Origin of the sequence: Thalassococcus lentus (assembly GCF_028023555.1) — a bacterium.
Classification (GTDB): Bacteria; Pseudomonadota; Alphaproteobacteria; order Rhodobacterales; family Rhodobacteraceae; genus Thalassococcus_A; species Thalassococcus_A lentus.
In genome coordinates, this window is record NZ_JAQIOY010000002.1 from 575637 (window position 1) to 591360 (window position 15724).

Sequence of the window (15724 nt, forward strand, 5' to 3'; positions counted from 1 at the left end):
CACGGTGCGCAGATGCAACGATTTGACCAGTCTCCAACAGATCCTGCCTTTGTGCAGAACCCCTACCCGTTCTACGACGAAATGCGATCCGCTGGCGATCTCGTTTGGTGGACAGACTATGACATGCCCTGCGCCGTCAGCCACAAGGCCGTGCATACCCTGCTGCGTGACAGACGTTTTGGCCGCGAAGTCCCGGCCGAACAGGCCCGTCCGGTGCCCGACCACCTGCGTGATTTCTATGCCGTTGAAGCCCACAGCATGCTGGAACTGGAGCCGCCGCGCCACACGCGCCTGCGCGGGCTGGTTCTTCGCGCTTTCACCTCACGCAGGATCAAGGCGCTGGGACCGGAAATCGAAAATCTTTCCAATGACTTGATCGATGCGTTCCCGAGTGGTGATTTTGATCTTCTGCCTGCCTTCTGTCAGCCGATCCCGGTGATCGTGATCTGCCGTTTGCTGGGGGTTCCAGAGACCATGGCCACACAGTTGTTGCAGTGGTCTGCCGACATGGTGTCCATGTATCAGGCGCGTCGGGATCGGGCCATCGAAGACCGGGCCGCCGGTGCGGCACGCGCGTTTTCCGATTTTCTGCGCGGATACATCGACGAGCGACGCAGCAAACCGGCTGACGATCTCATTACGCATCTTATTGCCGCCGAAGAGGATGGCAGCAAGCTCAGCACTGATGAGCTGATCACAACCTGCATTTTACTGCTGAACGCCGGGCACGAAGCAACCGTTCACACCATGGGAAACGGCATCAAGGCGATGCTCGAGGCGCAGCACCATATCCACGCCGACAACGCAGAGGCCACCGTCGAGGAAATCCTGCGCTTTGACGCGCCGCTGCATATGTTCACGCGCTATGCCTATGAAGATATCGATGTTTTTGGCCACAGATTCCGGCGCGGTGATCAGGTTGCTTTGATGTTGGGCGCGGCCAATCGTGACCCGACCTCATGGCCCAACCCACATGTCTTTGACACGACCCGTCCGCATGTCGCCTCGACCAGTTTCGGCGGCGGTTTGCATTTCTGTGTCGGTGCGCCCCTTGCGCGGCTTGAAATGCAGGTCGCCCTGCCGATCCTGTTCGAACGTTGCCCCAGCCTAAGACTGGCCCAGCCCCCGCGTTATGCGAACCTGTACCATTTTCACGGGCTTGGCGCGCTTCAGGTCGGGATCTGACCCGGCTCTGCGCGCCCCCCGCGCCCTCAAAGAGGCAATGCCGTGGTCATTTTGATTTCTTCCATCGACAGCAGCGCCGTGACGTTATGCACTTTCACTTCTGAAATGAGCGCTTGGTAGAATTCATCGTAGGCCCGCGCGTTCCGGACCCGAACCTTTAGGATGTAATCGACGTCCCCCGCCAACCGGTGCGCTTCTTGCACTTCGGGCCGATCTCTGAGCGCCTTGAGGAACTTGCGCTGCCAGTCCGCTTCGTGTTCCGAGGTGCGGATCAGCACGAAAAAACACGCCTCAAACCCAAGTGCTTCGGCATTCAGTACGGCCACCTGAGGCCCAATCACCCCAGCTTCACGCATTTTGCGAATCCGGTTCCAGACCGGTGTCTTGGACGAGCCAACCGACTTGGCGATGTCATCAAGAGACTGTGAGGCATCGGTTTGAAGCTGGGACAGGATTTTCAGGTCTGTGTCATCGATCTTCATGGTTTTTCCTTTTTCGCCGGCTACGCAGAACACCACATCCCACTCACCGTCAATTTGGAACATATGTTCTTATATTTTCTGAGCTATGGCAACATATCAGAACAAATTTCTATATTGGGCGCAGAAAAAGGAGCTGCGCGATGCAACATTTTCCTATCTTCCTCGCTCTGGCCGGTCGGCGCATTGTCGTTTCCGGCGGTGGCGAAGCTGCGCTGGCCAAACTTCGGCTTTTGCTGAAAACCGAGGCGCATATCACGGTGCATGCGCCGCAGCCCGACCCTCAAATCCAACAATGGGCTACTGAAGGAAAGTTGCGGCTGGTCCAGCGCAGATTGGAGCCGGGCGATACCACCTGCGCCGTTCTTTTCTACGCGGCCGACGAAGATGAAACCGAAGATGCTCGCACTTCTGCACTGGCACGCGCGGATGGTGCTTTGACCAACATCGTCGACAATCTGCAAGCCAGCCAATTCATCACCCCGGCCATCGTGGATCGTGATCCGGTGACTGTTGCGATTGGCACAGAAGGCGCAGCGCCCGTGCTGGCCCGCAAGATCAAGGCTGATCTGGAAGAACGCCTGCCCACGACGCTTGGCCCTCTGGCGCGGATCGGCAAAGCCTTTCGAAAAATGGCAGAGGCCCTGCCGATGGGCCGGGCGCGCCGTGATTTCTGGGCTGACTACTATTTCAAGCAAGGCCCCCGCGCGATTGTTGAGGGCAAAGAGGCGGCAGAAACAACGCTCGAGACGCTCTTGCAGGATCATCTTTCACGTCAGGCCAAACTGGGCCATGTGGCTTTTGTCGGTGCTGGGCCCGGCGATCCCGAACTTTTGACCCTCAAGGCCAGGCGCGCCCTAGACGAAGCAGACGTGGTGATCCACGACCGGCTGGTTTCACCGGCAATCCTTGAACTTGCGCGCCGCGAGGCGATTTTGGTGAACGCAGGCAAAGAGGGGTTCGGCCCTTCCATGCGCCAGGAGCAGATCAATGATCTGATCGTTGAGCATGCCCAAACGGGCGCACAGGTGGTCCGCCTGAAGGGCGGTGATCCCGCTGTCTTTGGCAGGCTTGATGAAGAAGTCGAAGCAGTGCGCAACGCCGGTATCGGCTGGCATGTCGTGCCCGGCATCACCGCCGCCTCGGCCAGTGCTGCGGCGATCGGACAAAGCCTGACGTCGCGGGGTCGAAACGATGACGTCCGATTTCTGACCGGTCATGACATGGCTGGCTTTGCCGATCATGATTGGCGCGCCCTTGCACGGCCCGGCGAAGTGGCCGCGATCTACATGGGTAAAAAGGCGGCGCGGTATATTCAGGGCCGTCTGACCATGCATGGCGCCGCGCCGGACACACCGGTCACCGTCGTTGCCAACGCATCTCTGCCCACCCAGCACGTCATTGCCACCACTCTGGCCCGCCTGCCTGCCGATCTGCGCGCAGCCGCGCCCACCGGCCCTGCCCTGACACTGCTTGGCCTAGAGCCACGCGCCAAAGATGCGCTGCCCGCAGACACCGTGACGGCCCTTTCTCAGCAAGAGGTATCCCTATGACCATCCAGTTCAAACCGCATGTGATCACCGCAAATGCGTTGGTCGAAGGTGACGTGATCTATTTGACGGATACGGATGGCTGGACGCGGGCCTTGTCCGAAGCCGAAGTGCTGACGGACGAAGCGCACGCCCAGCTGCGACTGCTCGAAGCGCAGGCGCGCAGCGGCGAAGCTGTCGGTGTCTATCTGGCCCAGGTCGCGTTGCGCGACGGTGCTCCGGAACCTGTGCACTTTCGCGAAGATTTCCGGCGCACGGGCCCGTCCAACTATCCCCATGGCAAACAAGCAGAGGCGCTGTGATGTATCGCTATTCCGAATTTGACACCGCCTTTGTGGCAGAACGCAATCGCCAGTTCCGCGCACAGGTAGAACGCCGTCTGTCAGGCGCACTGACCGAGGATGAATTCAAACCGCTACGCCTGATGAACGGGCTGTACCTGCAGCTGCACGCTTATATGCTGCGCGTTGCCATTCCCTACGGGACACTCAGCAGCCGCCAAATGCGCAAGCTGGCCGAGATCGCCGAGCGGTGGGACAAGGGATATGGGCATTTCACAACCCGGCAGAATATTCAGTTCAATTGGCCCAAACTGAACGATGTCCCCGACATGCTGGACGCTTTGGCCGATGTGGGCATGCACGCGATCCAGACTTCGGGCAATACCATTCGAAACGTCACGGCTGACCATTTCGCCGGCGCCGCCGCAGATGAGGTTGCCGATCCGCGCCCTGTGGCTGAACTGATCCGCCAATGGTCGACAGACCATCCGGAATTTCAGTTTCTGCCGCGCAAATTCAAAATCGCTGTTTCCGGCAGTGAGGAAGACCGCGCTGTTTTGCGCGCGCATGATCTGGCCGTACAAATTGTCGAACAGGGCGGCGAGATCGGGTATCGCATCTTTGTGGGCGGTGGTCTGGGCCGCACGCCCATGATCGGCAAAGTGCTGCGTGATTTCCTGCCTGCAGATGATCTGCTGCCCTATATCGAAGCCACCGTTTCTGTCTGGAACCTTCTGGGCCGCCGGGACAACAAATATAAGGCGCGGATCAAGATAACCGTGCATGAACACGGGATCGATACTATTCGCCAACTGGTCGAAGACCGGTTTGGTGACCTTCAGCCCGCCTTTACCGGTGTCGATCGGACGTGGCTGAGCGGGATCGAAGCCGACTTCAGACCGCCAGCGTTTTCGCAGCGTGACACCGGGTCTTTTGATGCGGCCTACGCCAATGATCCCGTATTCCGGGCTTGGGCGGACAGCAATTTGTCCGAGCATAAACAGGAAGGCTATGCGATCGCCCAGATCAGCCTGAAAGCGCATGGCGCAACGCCCGGCGACGCCACAGCCGATCAAATGCGGATCATGGCGGACATTGCCGAAACCTTTGGCCATGACGAATTGCGCATCAGCCATGAACAGAACATCGTGCTGCCGCATGTTCACAAAAGCGATCTGCCGCATATCCACGCACGGCTGAAGAGTCATGGGCTTGCGACGGCGAATATCGGCAAGGTTTCTGACATCATCGCCTGCCCCGGCATGGACTACTGCGCTTTGGCCACGGCCCGGTCGATCCCGATCGCTCAGCAGATCGCCACACGCTTTGACGAGCTGAAGCTGGAACATGAGATCGGCGATCTCAAGATCAAGATTTCCGGCTGCATCAATGCCTGTGGACATCACCACGTCGGCCATATCGGCATTCTTGGGCTGGATCGCGCTGGCGTGGAAAACTACCAGATCACGCTGGGCGGCGATCACACGCAGGATGCGGCCATTGGCCAACGGACCGGCCCCGGCTTTTCCGCCGAGGAAATCATCCCCGCCATCGAACGGCTCGTCTATGCCTATCTGCAACACCGCAGCAGCGCCGAAGAACGGTTCATCGATGCGTTCCGCAGGCTGGGTATGGCCCCGTTCAAAGAGGCGCTCTACGGCGCAGGCAAAACCCAAGGGCGCAGACATGCTGCCTGATGCATTGCTGCTTAGTGATGGCGCAGAAGTAACCCCTGACGTTCTGGATGGGGCGTTGCAGGCAAAGGCCGATGCGCTGAATGCGCGCTTTGCCCATCACAGCGCGTCGGCTGTGCTGGACGCCACACTCGCCCAGGCGGTCGTGGGCCAAACGGCGCTTGTGTCTTCGTTTGGTGCGGAATCGGTTGCCCTGTTGCACATGGTTGCCCTGATCAATCGCGCGACGCCGGTGCTGTTTATCGACTCGCAGATGCTGTTCGCCGAAACGCTCGTGTACCAACAAGAGATTGCCGAGCGGCTGCGGTTGGAAAACGTGCGGATCATCCGCGCGCCCTCCGCCGATCTGCGACAGGGCGATCCCAACAATGACCTGCACCAAAGCGATCCTGATCAATGCTGCGCGTTGCGCAAAACAGTGCCGCTGAACACCGCGTTGGGTGGTTTCGACAGTTGGATCACCGGTCGCAAACGGTTCCAATCGGGCACGCGGGCACAGATCGAGTTCTTCGAAGTCGAAACGGGAACCCGGCGGATCAAGGTCAACCCGCTGGCGCATTGGCGCAGCGAAGACCTGCTCGAATACATTCAGGAAAACCGCCTGCCCCGTCACCCGCTGGTGTCGCGCGGCTATCCCTCGATCGGCTGCCAGCCCTGCACAACCGCGGTGGCGCCCGGTGAAGACCCACGTTCGGGGCGATGGCGCGGCCAGGAAAAAACCGAGTGCGGGATCCATTTTGTCAACGGCAAGCCCGTCCGCTCGGGCCCTTAAATCAAACGTCAGGCCAAATGCCGCCCGATTACGAAGGAAAAACCATGAACACGATCGTCACCGACACCGGCCTTGCCCCGGACACCGGGATTATAGCATTTACAGAGCTGCCCGCCGACACTGACCCGGCGCAGCTGGATGCGTTTCTGCCAAAGGCGGCGCTGCGCATTCCGTTTGACAGTTTTGCAGATGGGCGCGGCTTTACGCTGGCGCGCCTGCTGCGGCTGCGTGGATACCGGGGCCACTTGCGTGCATCCGGGCATGTGATTGCGGATCAGTATGCCATGGCGCGTCGTTCGGGGTTCGATGACGTGGAAATCACGCCTGACATGGCCGAACGCCAACCTCAGGATCAATGGCTCGCCCGCGCGAATTGGCACCAGCACGACTATCAGGCCCGTATGCGCGGCACGGCCTGACCAGAACTCACCACGCCACAGGGTCAAATGGATCAAGCCCCGCGCGCGACGCCGGGGCCTAGAACCTTTCCCCTGATCCAAATCAAAGCTAAGTGTAAGGCATCGGTTTACACGAACCGGTAGTAGAAACATGACAGAGATGACACCCGTGACAGACGCTGCAGCAACCAAAGCGCCGGAAACACCCAAGAAAATGGCTGTGCCCGACGCCCAGACCGTCACAGCCGTTCAGCATTGGACTGACCGCCTTTTTTCATTCCGTGTGACACGACCGGCCAGTTTGCGTTTCCGGTCTGGCGAATTCGTCATGATTGGCCTGATGCAGACCGACGCCAAGACCGGGCGGGAAAAACCGCTTCTGCGCGCCTACTCCATTGCTTCGCCCTCTTGGGATGAAGAGCTGGAGTTCTATTCGATCAAAGTGCCTGACGGCCCGCTGACATCGCGTTTGCAACACATCCAGCCGGGTGATGAGATCATCCTGCGGCCCAAGCCTGTTGGCACTCTGGTGCATGATGCCCTGCTGCCAGGCAAACGGATCTGGTTTTTCGCCACCGGCACCGGGATAGCGCCCTTTGCCTCGCTGTTGCGCGATCCTCAGACATACGAAGATTACGATGAAGTCATTCTGACCCATACCTGCCGCGAAGTGGGCGAGCTTGAGTATGGCAAACAGTTGATCGAGGAAATTCGCAGCGACGAGATGCTGGCCGAATTGATCGGCGAGGGTTTTCACGAAAAGCTGCGCTACTATCCGACCACCACGCGCGAAGAGAGCCCGAAGATGGGCCGCATCACCGATCTGATGCGCTCGGGGCAGGCCTTTGAGGATCTGGGCGTATCGCCCCTCGATCCCGCCGTTGACCGGGCCATGATTTGCGGCAACCTCGCATTCAACCTCGAACTCAAAGAGATGTTTGAAGAGTACGGGCTTGAGGAAGGCGCGAACTCTGACCCCAAACACTATGTGGTGGAAAAAGCCTTTCTGGACTGATGCAACAGCGACATAGCACATGAAAAAGCGCCGCATGGGTTTCCATGCGGCGCTTTTTGTTTTGCAGAAATAGCAGGGCCGCAGGCGCGGCCACTGCCAGATCGGCGATTACAAGCCCAGAGCTTCTTTGAGCTGGTCCAGTACACCGGACAGCGCGTCCGGGTTGTCCTTGACCTGCTCAAGCAGCTTGTTTGCCACGGTTTTCTTGACCGGACCCAGGTCCGCGCCATCGATATACTCGGCGACCTTGTCGTAGTCGAAACCATCAACGGTCAGCAAATCCGTGATCGCTGGCTTTTCAGCAGCATCAGCGGCCGTATCAGCTGCTGCGTCAGCGGCATCAGCCGTGGCATCGGCAGCAGCGTCAGCAGCTGTATCGGCCGCGGCATCAGCGGCGTCAGCCGCGGTATCAGCGGCGGCGTCAGCGGCGGCGTCAGTCGCATCGGCAGCCGTATCAGCAACTGCGTCAGCAGCGTCAGCAGCCGTATCGGCGGCAGCGTCGGCGGCATCGGCAGCCGTATCTGCAGCGGCGTCGACGGCGTCAGCGGCCGTATCGGCAACAGCGTCAGCAGCATCGGCAGCGGTCTCGGTGGCTGCGTCAGCAACATCAGCGGCGGCGTCTGCGGCACCTTCGACTGCGTCACCAGCAGCATCAACCGCTGCATCTGCGGCATCCGCGGCTGTGTCGGCCGCAGCATCTACGGCGTCACCGGCTGCCTCAACGGCGTCTCCGGCAGCGTCTGCAGCAGCGTCGGCTGCGCCTTCGGCCATATCTGCGGCACCTTCAACAACATCAGCGGCTGCATCAGCGGCGGCATCTGCTGCGCCTTCGGCAACATCACTTGCCGCTTCCACAGCGCCCTCGGCTGCATCGGCTGCACCTTCGGCAACGTCCGCAACGGTATCAGCAGCAGCATCCGCAGCACCTTCGGCAGCTTCTGTGACGGCTTCGACTGCGTCCCCGGCTGCATCCGCTGCGCCTTCGGCAACATCGGTCGCCGCTTCGACGGCACCTTCAGCTGCATCGGCCGCGCCTTCTGCAACGTCTGCTGCAGCATCAGCAGCTGCGTCCGCAGCATCACCGACGGCTTCGACAGCGCCCTCTGCGGCATCCTTGGCCGTATCGACAGCATCGCCAACGGCGGCAGCAGCACTATCCAGCGCTTCTGGTGCACCGATCGCTTCGCCAGCGTCATTCATGGCCTGTTCGGGCGACTTACCCGTAAAAAACAGATAACCGCCAACGGCAACAACAGCCGCGACCACAATCAGGATCACATTCCTCATCACATCACTCCTAGTTCTAATCCCCACCGCCGCGACTCAACGGTCGGCGGCATTGGGGGCAGATGTGACGCTGCCGTGCAGCATTCGCAAGGGGAAAGCCCGGCAACATGGCGCAAACATGCCGATTCATCGCCTAATCTTTGCTGGTATTTGCCGCTTGAAACACAGGGCAGGCAAGTTTACCTTGCGATCCTGACCAGAAACGGAAAATTCGGAGCAAACCCATAGCCCGCAGACCACACAACGCGCCACCAACGCGCGACACCGGCCCTCGTATCAACGACCGGATCAAAGCCACAGAAATCCGCCTGATCGGCGCAGAAGGTGAAAACGTAGGCGTTGTAACGCCGTCTCGTGCGCTTGAAATGGCCGAAGAAGCCGGGCTCGACCTGGTAGAGATTTCGCCAAATGCCAATCCGCCCGTCTGCAAGATCATGGATTACGGCAAGTTCAAGTACGAACAGCAAAAGCGCGAATCCGAGGCCCGCAAAAAGCAAAAGACCATCGAAGTCAAAGAAGTGAAGTTCCGCCCGGGAACCGATACGCACGACTACGAGGTCAAGATGCGCAATGTATTCAAGTTCCTTGAAAACGGCGACAAGGTGAAGATCACCCTGCGTTTCCGGGGCCGCGAAATGGCTCACCAGAACCTTGGGCGTGAGCTGCTGGAACGGGTCGCCGAGGACACAAAGGAAATCGGCAAGGTCGAGAACTTCCCCAAGATGGAAGGTCGCCAGATGGTGATGATGATCGGACCGGTCGCCAAGTAATCGGGTTCTTTTTGACCCATCACGAAACCCGCCACTTTTGGCGGGTTTTTTGTTGCCGGCTTGGAAAAGCGATCAGGCGGGTCGCACCTAGCCTTCGCGCAAACGGCCCCGTTGCGGAATTTCCTTGAGCAAGCCACCTACGCCCATGCTGGCAATATCACCCGGCCCGACAGGAACGCCGCAAATCAGCCGCTCAAGTACCCAATCTGCGCCGTTGAGCGCAGGGGCCCGCGCGCATCCGGGCAAGCCGATCACCGGACGGCCGTTCAGGTTTCCAAAGAACAGCAGGTTGCCCGGATCGACAGGCATGCCAAAGTGAACCACCCGCCCGCCTGCCTGCCGCAAAGCCTCGGGCGCGGTGTCAAAGGCATCAGAGGTGGCCGATCCTGTCAGGATCAGCACGATATCCGCAGTGCTGGCCGCAATGGCCTGCGACAGCGCCTCGATCTGGTGCGGCACCACGCAAATCGGCCCCAGTGCGACTCCTAGCCGGTCCAGCCGTTGCTGTGTGACTTTCTGCCCCTTGGCACCGGTTTCGGTGTCCTCAACGCTGGTCTGGATCAAATCAGCTGTGCTGCAAACAGGGCTGCGCAGCCGCAAAGCGCCCTGCCCGGCAAGGCAAGCCGCCTCCAGCGATGCGTCTGGGACTGCATAGGAAATGATCTTGACGGTGGCGACCATGCCTCCGGCCCCGAGCCTCTGCCAAGGTGGAACCGTGGCCACAGTGATCATCGGATGCAGCGCATTGAGCGCATGAATGCGTTCTGCCAACACTTCGATGACGCCCGGACCTTCTGTATAGACATTCACACGCCCGGTCGCGGCACGGCCAAGCCGCAGGCCGGCGCGCTTGGGGTCAGGCACCAGTGCGGCCGCCAGACGTTCCGCCGCCGCGTCTTCGGCGATGTCACCGTCCTCGAGACGCGCAACCGTGACTTCTGCAATGCCTGCCGCTTCGAGTGGAGCGAGGTCGCTTGTTTCGATCACGCGCCCTTTGCGCAGGCGGCCATCCGGCAGCGCGATGGAATGCGCCAAGACCGCTCCGACCGCCTCACCAAGGGGGACAGGCCCGAACTTCATGCGCCCTTCCGAAGAACTTTGGTCATTTCCGCCATGATGGACACCGCGATTTCCGACGGGCCCGCCGCACCAATGTCCAGCCCGATAGGGCCATGGATCTGTGCGATCTCATCTGCATCAAACCCGGCTTCTGTCAGCCGGTCGACGCGTTTTGCATGGGTCCGCGTCGATCCCAGCGCACCGACATAAAAGCACCCTGATCTCAACGCCTTTTCCAGCGCCGGATCATCCAGCTTGGGGTCATGGGTCAGCAAAACCAGCGCCGTGCGGGCATCAAGGCCCAGACTTTCGACCGCATCATCCGGCCAATCGTGCAAGATCGTCTCGCCCGGGAACCGGGTCTCGGAACCAAAGGTTTCGCGCGGATCAATGATGACCGGATCATAGCCCGCGATGCGTGCCATTGGGATCAGCGCCTGCGTGATATGGACCGCTCCCACAACAATGAGACGCAAAGGCGGGTTGTGGATGGCAACGAATGTTTCCCCATCCGGCTCAAAGCCAGATCGGTCCATGCGAAACCGATCTTGATGTCCTTCGCTGTCCAGATGACGTGCCCCGCTTGCCACGTTCACCACATAGGCCAGCGCTTTTCGGGCCGCGCGGGCGTGAACCAGATCACGCAACAGGGTTTCCGGCATGACACTGCCGACCGGCTCAATGAGAATTCGGATGGTGCCGCCACAGGCCAGGCCCACAGCAAATGCATCCCCGTCGGAAACCCCAAATTCGAGATTGCGCGCCTCTCCGGCCTCCAACGCTTCGAGCGCCTCGACGATCACGGCCCCTTCGACACATCCGCCAGAAACCGAGCCTTCGATTTCGCCTTCTCCAGAAATGGCAAGCTGACTGCCGACCCGGCGCGGCGCGGACCCCCATGTTTCGGTCACGGTGGCCAGAACAGCCCCTTTGCCGGCGTCATGCCACGCAAGAGCCTGCTCGGGTATGCCGTCAAATCTGTCCATGTCGGTGATCTCCCTCCGGGTCATAGATAACGCTGCAAAGCGGGCCTGTCTTCCCCTTCTAAAGTGGTGCTGGTCATGGCACGGGTAAATGGCCCCTACACAAAAAAAGGGCGCCTGATCCCGGCGCCCTTCCTCTAAGTTTTTGTCTGGCTCGCGTTATTCGGTGACAGTTACCTTGACCATGCGGTCGGGTTCACCAAACACTTCGCCGTTCCGGCCTTCGCCGAGCTTGATCGCATCAACGACGTCCTGACCTTCGCTCACGCGTCCCACGACGGTGTATTGACCGTCAAGGAACGGACCCGGTTCGAACATGATGAAGAACTGCGAATTTGCGCTATCCGGGTTCTGGCTGCGGGCCATGCCAACCACGCCTTTGTCAAAGGTGATATCGGAGAATTCGGCCTCAATATTGTCGAGGCTCGAGCCGCCGCGTCCGGCCATGCGCATGTCAAAGCCTTCTGCTTCGGCATCGCCGAACATCACGTCACCGGTTTGGGCCATGAACCCATCGATCACGCGGTGGAAGACCACGTTGTCGTATTCGCCTGCCGCAGCCAGTGTCGTGATTTGTGCCACGTGCTTGGGCGCGACCTCTTCCAGCAAATCGATTTTGATGATGCCATTGGCGCCCTCGCCCGCGACCTCGATCTGAAGACCGGTGGCCAAGGCTGGTGACGCCAGCATCGTCAATGCAAGAGCAAGCTTACGCATCGGCGGCAACCTTCACGGAAATCATCTTGTCCGGATTCGCTGGCGGCTCGCCGCGGGTGATGGCGTCCACATGCTCCATTCCCGAAATTACCCGGCCGTAGACAGTGTACTGGCCGTTCAGGAAATGGTTGTCCTTGAAGTTGATGAAGAACTGCGAGTTGGCAGAATTCGGGTTCTGGCTGCGCGCCGCGCCCAATGTGCCGCGATCATGCGGCAGTTTGGAAAATTCGGCTGGCAGATCAGGCATGCTGGATCCGCCCGTGCCGGCGCGACCCATGTTAAAGCTGTCGCCATCGGCGTTGCCATGAGCAACGTCACCGGTCTGCGCCATGAAGCCTTCGATCACGCGGTGGAAAACCACCCCGTCATACTGACCGCTGCGGGCCAGTTCCTTCATGCGCGCGGCGTGCTGAGGCGCAACGTCGGCAAGCAGTTCGATAGTGACAGTGCCGTCTTTCAGCTCCATCAGGATGGTGTTTTCAGGATCTTTGATCTCGGCCATTGGTTTCTCCGTTAATCTTTGCGCAACACTTAGACCGCAGCGCGCAAGATGCCAAGCTTGCGTTGACCTTGGGGCGTTTGCGATGCAAACAGCCCCGCAATAGAGAGAGCCCCAACGAACCTCGTAAGCAACGGAGAGCGGCATGGCCTGGAAAACCCTCGATGATATGGATCTGCGCGGAAAACGGGTGCTGACCCGGGTGGACATCAATGTGCCGGTCCAGGACGGCGCGGTCACCGATGCCACGCGCATTGAGCGTATCACCGCAACCGTCCAGGATATTCTCGAACGCGGTGGCAAGCCGGTTCTGCTGGCCCATTTTGGTCGCCCCAAAGGACAGCGGGTTCCCGAGATGAGCCTGCAGGCGCTGATCCCGACCATCGAAACCGTTCTTGGTGTGCAGGTCGTTTTCGCCGCCGATTGTGTGGGCGACGCCGCCAAGACAGCGATCGAGGCCCTTGGCGACAACCAGATCGCTCTTTTGGAAAACACACGCTTTCATCCCGGCGAAGAAAAGAACGACGCCGCGCTGGCCGCCCAAATGGCCGAACTGGGCGATATCTATTGCAACGATGCCTTTTCCGCCGCGCACCGTGCCCATGCATCGACCGAGGGTCTGGCCCGCTTGCTTCCGTCCTGCGCAGGACGGCTGATGCAGGCCGAGTTGTCGGCGCTGGAAGCCGCGCTTGGGCAACCTGAACGCCCTGTTCTGGCGGTTGTCGGCGGCGCAAAGGTGTCAACCAAGCTAGATCTGCTGGGCAACCTTGTGGGCAAGGTCGATATTCTGGTGATCGGTGGCGGCATGGCCAATACGTTTCTGGCAGCTCAGGGCGTTGATGTGGGCAAATCGCTGTGTGAACACGAAATGGCCGACACAGCGCGCGAAATCATGGCCAAGGCTGTCACTGCCGGGTGCCGCATTCTGCTGCCGAGCGATGTTGTCGTGGCACGTGAATTCGCGGCCGGCGCGGACAATGAAACCGTTGCAGCAGACGCCTGTCCCGCAGATGCAATGATCCTCGATGCCGGGCCACAGAGTGTCGAGGCGATCACTGAAGCCCTGAAAGAGGCAAAGACCCTGATCTGGAACGGCCCCCTTGGCGCGTTCGAAATTGCGCCATTTGATGCTGCGACCAATGCAGCGGCGGCCTATGCGGCGAAACGCTCTGCCGCGGGCAAGCTGATCTCGGTCGCGGGCGGCGGCGACACGGTCGCGGCCCTGAACCAAGCTGACGCTGCTTCAGATTTTTCCTACATCTCGACAGCCGGTGGCGCCTTCCTCGAATGGATGGAAGGCAAAACTCTGCCCGGCGTGGCCGCGCTGGGATAATCAAGTCACGAACGCGGGCCGGATCCGTTTTGGCCCGCGGACCAGCGCCTAGCGCGCGGTGCGATCGAGGTTGCGCAACAGTTTGATCGCTGCTGGCGCAGTAAAGGCCGTGGAATGGCCTGTCCGGTCGCCGCCTTCGATGTTCGACAAGTCCACGATGTCGATCGGCAATCCATCCAGCGCATCAAGATCGCGGATCGAGCCGAGCCGCGTTGGCTTGCCGGTCAGGAATGCCGAAAAGTCGAGAATGCGGTCCTTGGCAGAGACCAAAAGCATGAATGGCTGCGGAAACGGGGTGATCCGTTCGGCCTGCTGAAGAAACACGTCATCATCAATATCCGGACTGATGAGCGCCACACCAGACAACCGATCCAGCGCTGCCCCTTTGCCCGAGATCGACATCTGGCGCAGGGTTTCCATAACCAGTTGGCTGCCCATGGAATGCGCGATCACCAGAACCTTTTTCCGGGCGGTCAGGGTCAAAAGCAGTTCTTCCAGCCCATCGCGCGAGAAAATCACGCTGTCCCGGTCATAAACATACCCCCGGGGGCTGCCGGCCGACGGCCAGGAATAGGCGATCACCGGCAGAGAGGATTCAAAGTCATGGGCAATCTGCGCCAGACGATAGGCTGCCTCTGCGTTGTTGACGTTAAAGCCGTGCACAAAGAGCACCACTTCATCGCGGCCATTTGCATCGGCCAAGGCCTGCACGAATTGATCCATACCGGGATATTTATGTTCCTGCCGCACGACAAAATGCTTTGCCGGATCAGGGCGTTCGGACCCCGGCCATTCGATCTGCCCCGGCTGATGAACCGGCGGGATTGAGATATCCAGCTTGGCAAAGCGCAAAGCGGGATCGCGCCGCTCGCCAAAGCCCTGCTGGAACAATCGCGGCTGGCCCTCAGCGGCGGGCAAACGATTGGTCGCGATGAACACGTCCTGCTGGGCGGCTCCTGCTACGACGGCGCTGGGAACAAGGCTGATCACACCGCGCGCGGCGCAGGCCGGCAAGACCACAATGATCATAAACAAAAGCGCGACTCGTTTCATGCGATCTAGTTACTACAGGCAGCGCAGACCCAACCAGACACCGCCACCAATAACCCCGGACGACGCAAGTAAATCGGCAGGAATGCAACGCTTTGCAGCTGATTCGCATGGTTGCGAATCACCCTCTTTCACGACCCATTGGGCCGTGTCATCTTGGGCACCGTGCGTCCACCAAGAGACGCCGAAACGTAGGCAGCAGACAAACACCCATGACCTCCCGCAAAGCCAGACCGGCCCTGGGCATTATTATCTTCTTTTCCGTGTGCCTGACGCTCACGGCCTATTTCACCTTTGCCGCAGTGCAAGGTGACTACGGGCTGTTTCGCAGGGCAGAAATCGCGGTTGAAGGAAAGAACCTGTCCCGCGAGCTGGCACAATTGCATCGGGACGTGGCGGACATGGAAAATCTGACACGCCGCCTGTCGGACGAGTTTCTGGATCTGGACCTGCTAGACCAACAGGCACGTGATGTGTTGGGACTGGTGCGCGCCGACGAAATCGTCGTTAACTGACGGGCTACCCCCCCGTCCAAGCCATTGAAAACCCCTGCTCCCTGCCCATTCGTTAACAAAAGGTTAACGTACAGGTCAGCCTATGCTTTAGTATGTGCATATAACGCCGAAATGGCGAGCGGATACGAAGGACATTA

General features: G+C 59.8%; 17 protein-coding genes. 10 read left to right on the plus strand and 7 right to left on the minus strand.

The window, feature by feature from the left end:
* Window positions 1–12 precede the first annotated feature (12 nt).
* Complete coding sequence (locus PFY00_RS07880; RefSeq protein ID WP_271431989.1) at window positions 13–1185, plus strand: cytochrome P450; 1173 nt, start codon at window positions 13–15, stop codon at window positions 1183–1185.
* Window positions 1186–1211: 26 nt separating this feature from the next.
* Here the strand turns inward: PFY00_RS07880 and PFY00_RS07885 are convergent, their stop codons facing one another.
* On the minus strand, window positions 1212–1667 hold the full coding sequence (locus tag PFY00_RS07885; RefSeq protein WP_271432218.1) for an Lrp/AsnC family transcriptional regulator: 456 nt from the start codon (window positions 1665–1667) through the stop codon (window positions 1212–1214).
* 140 nt (window positions 1668–1807) lie between these two features.
* On the opposite strand from PFY00_RS07885, the gene cysG reads away from it, so the two are divergent.
* From cysG to PFY00_RS07915, 6 genes are all read left to right on the plus strand, one after another.
* Window positions 1808–3217, plus strand: a complete 1410-nt coding sequence (cysG, locus tag PFY00_RS07890) for a siroheme synthase CysG (RefSeq protein ID WP_271431990.1) — start codon at window positions 1808–1810, stop codon at window positions 3215–3217.
* Entirely contained in the window at window positions 3214–3516 is a 303-nt protein-coding gene (locus PFY00_RS07895; protein ID WP_271431991.1) for a DUF2849 domain-containing protein, read from the plus strand. The genes cysG and PFY00_RS07895 overlap by 4 nt, the downstream gene beginning before the upstream one ends.
* Complete coding sequence (locus PFY00_RS07900; RefSeq protein WP_271431992.1) at window positions 3516–5192, plus strand: nitrite/sulfite reductase; 1677 nt, start codon at window positions 3516–3518, stop codon at window positions 5190–5192. Before PFY00_RS07895 ends, PFY00_RS07900 begins: the two co-directional genes overlap by 1 nt.
* A complete protein-coding gene (locus PFY00_RS07905) occupies window positions 5182–5961 on the plus strand; it encodes a phosphoadenylyl-sulfate reductase (RefSeq protein ID WP_271431993.1) in 780 nt (259 codons plus the stop codon). The genes PFY00_RS07900 and PFY00_RS07905 overlap by 11 nt, the downstream gene beginning before the upstream one ends.
* 44 nt (window positions 5962–6005) lie before the next feature.
* Window positions 6006–6380, plus strand: coding sequence for a DUF934 domain-containing protein (locus PFY00_RS07910; protein ID WP_271431994.1), 375 nt, complete (start codon window positions 6006–6008; stop codon window positions 6378–6380).
* Between the two features lie 130 nt (window positions 6381–6510).
* Window positions 6511–7374: a ferredoxin--NADP reductase gene (locus tag PFY00_RS07915; protein ID WP_271431995.1), complete on the plus strand. Its 864-nt coding sequence runs from the start codon at window positions 6511–6513 to the stop codon at window positions 7372–7374.
* A 108-nt stretch (window positions 7375–7482) separates the two neighbouring features.
* Here PFY00_RS07915 and PFY00_RS07920 read toward each other — a convergent pair whose 3' ends face one another.
* Window positions 7483–8661, minus strand: coding sequence for a hypothetical protein (locus PFY00_RS07920; protein WP_271431996.1), 1179 nt, complete (start codon window positions 8659–8661; stop codon window positions 7483–7485).
* A 275-nt stretch (window positions 8662–8936) separates the two neighbouring features.
* Between PFY00_RS07920 and infC the strand changes: the two genes are divergently transcribed.
* Complete coding sequence (infC, locus tag PFY00_RS07925) at window positions 8937–9431, plus strand: translation initiation factor IF-3 (RefSeq protein ID WP_456300436.1); 495 nt, start codon at window positions 8937–8939, stop codon at window positions 9429–9431.
* 87 nt (window positions 9432–9518) lie between these two features.
* Here infC and PFY00_RS07930 read toward each other — a convergent pair whose 3' ends face one another.
* The 4 genes from PFY00_RS07930 to PFY00_RS07945 all read right to left on the minus strand — a co-directional run bounded on the left by PFY00_RS07930 (window position 9519) and on the right by PFY00_RS07945 (window position 12692).
* Window positions 9519–10511, minus strand: a complete 993-nt coding sequence (locus PFY00_RS07930; protein WP_271431997.1) for a molybdopterin-binding protein — start codon at window positions 10509–10511, stop codon at window positions 9519–9521.
* The gene (locus PFY00_RS07935; protein ID WP_271431998.1) at window positions 10508–11476 is read right to left on the minus strand and encodes an XdhC family protein; all 969 of its coding nucleotides are present in this window, start codon (window positions 11474–11476) and stop codon (window positions 10508–10510) included. Before PFY00_RS07935 ends, PFY00_RS07930 begins: the two co-directional genes overlap by 4 nt.
* Window positions 11477–11632: 156 nt before the next feature.
* Window positions 11633–12190: a peptidylprolyl isomerase gene (locus tag PFY00_RS07940; RefSeq protein WP_271431999.1), complete on the minus strand. Its 558-nt coding sequence runs from the start codon at window positions 12188–12190 to the stop codon at window positions 11633–11635.
* Window positions 12183–12692 carry a peptidylprolyl isomerase gene (locus PFY00_RS07945; RefSeq protein ID WP_271432000.1) on the minus strand — a complete coding sequence of 170 codons (510 nt, stop codon included), beginning with the start codon at window positions 12690–12692 and terminating at the stop codon, window positions 12183–12185. The genes PFY00_RS07940 and PFY00_RS07945 overlap by 8 nt, the downstream gene beginning before the upstream one ends.
* A gap of 142 nt (window positions 12693–12834) precedes the next feature.
* On the opposite strand from PFY00_RS07945, the gene PFY00_RS07950 reads away from it, so the two are divergent.
* The gene (locus PFY00_RS07950; protein ID WP_271432001.1) at window positions 12835–14022 is read left to right on the plus strand and encodes a phosphoglycerate kinase; all 1188 of its coding nucleotides are present in this window, start codon (window positions 12835–12837) and stop codon (window positions 14020–14022) included.
* Window positions 14023–14070: 48 nt separating this feature from the next.
* On the opposite strand, the gene PFY00_RS07955 is transcribed toward PFY00_RS07950, so the two are convergent.
* Complete coding sequence (locus PFY00_RS07955) at window positions 14071–15075, minus strand: alpha/beta hydrolase (protein WP_271432002.1); 1005 nt, start codon at window positions 15073–15075, stop codon at window positions 14071–14073.
* Window positions 15076–15284: 209 nt separating this feature from the next.
* On the opposite strand from PFY00_RS07955, the gene PFY00_RS07960 reads away from it, so the two are divergent.
* A complete protein-coding gene (locus tag PFY00_RS07960) occupies window positions 15285–15587 on the plus strand; it encodes an FtsB family cell division protein (RefSeq protein WP_271432003.1) in 303 nt (100 codons plus the stop codon).
* Window positions 15588–15724: the final 137 nt, after the last annotated feature.

Coding starts and splice junctions, on each gene's coding strand:
- PFY00_RS07910 (WP_271431994.1), top strand. CDS start 6,006: ATGAACACGATCGTCACCGACACCGGCCTTGCCCCGGACACCGGGATT.
- PFY00_RS07900 (WP_271431992.1), top strand. CDS start 3,516: ATGTATCGCTATTCCGAATTTGACACCGCCTTTGTGGCAGAACGCAAT.
- PFY00_RS07935 (WP_271431998.1), bottom strand. CDS start 11,476: ATGGACAGATTTGACGGCATACCCGAGCAGGCTCTTGCGTGGCATGAC.
- PFY00_RS07960 (WP_271432003.1), top strand. CDS start 15,285: ATGACCTCCCGCAAAGCCAGACCGGCCCTGGGCATTATTATCTTCTTT.
- PFY00_RS07955 (WP_271432002.1), bottom strand. CDS start 15,075: ATGAAACGAGTCGCGCTTTTGTTTATGATCATTGTGGTCTTGCCGGCC.
- PFY00_RS07950 (WP_271432001.1), top strand. CDS start 12,835: ATGGCCTGGAAAACCCTCGATGATATGGATCTGCGCGGAAAACGGGTG.
- PFY00_RS07920 (WP_271431996.1), bottom strand. CDS start 8,661: ATGAGGAATGTGATCCTGATTGTGGTCGCGGCTGTTGTTGCCGTTGGC.
- PFY00_RS07880 (WP_271431989.1), top strand. CDS start 13: ATGCAACGATTTGACCAGTCTCCAACAGATCCTGCCTTTGTGCAGAAC.
- PFY00_RS07885 (WP_271432218.1), bottom strand. CDS start 1,667: ATGAAGATCGATGACACAGACCTGAAAATCCTGTCCCAGCTTCAAACC.
- PFY00_RS07945 (WP_271432000.1), bottom strand. CDS start 12,692: ATGGCCGAGATCAAAGATCCTGAAAACACCATCCTGATGGAGCTGAAA.
- cysG (WP_271431990.1), top strand. CDS start 1,808: ATGCAACATTTTCCTATCTTCCTCGCTCTGGCCGGTCGGCGCATTGTC.
- PFY00_RS07940 (WP_271431999.1), bottom strand. CDS start 12,190: ATGCGTAAGCTTGCTCTTGCATTGACGATGCTGGCGTCACCAGCCTTG.
- PFY00_RS07930 (WP_271431997.1), bottom strand. CDS start 10,511: ATGAAGTTCGGGCCTGTCCCCCTTGGTGAGGCGGTCGGAGCGGTCTTG.
- PFY00_RS07905 (WP_271431993.1), top strand. CDS start 5,182: ATGCTGCCTGATGCATTGCTGCTTAGTGATGGCGCAGAAGTAACCCCT.
- PFY00_RS07895 (WP_271431991.1), top strand. CDS start 3,214: ATGACCATCCAGTTCAAACCGCATGTGATCACCGCAAATGCGTTGGTC.
- PFY00_RS07915 (WP_271431995.1), top strand. CDS start 6,511: ATGACAGAGATGACACCCGTGACAGACGCTGCAGCAACCAAAGCGCCG.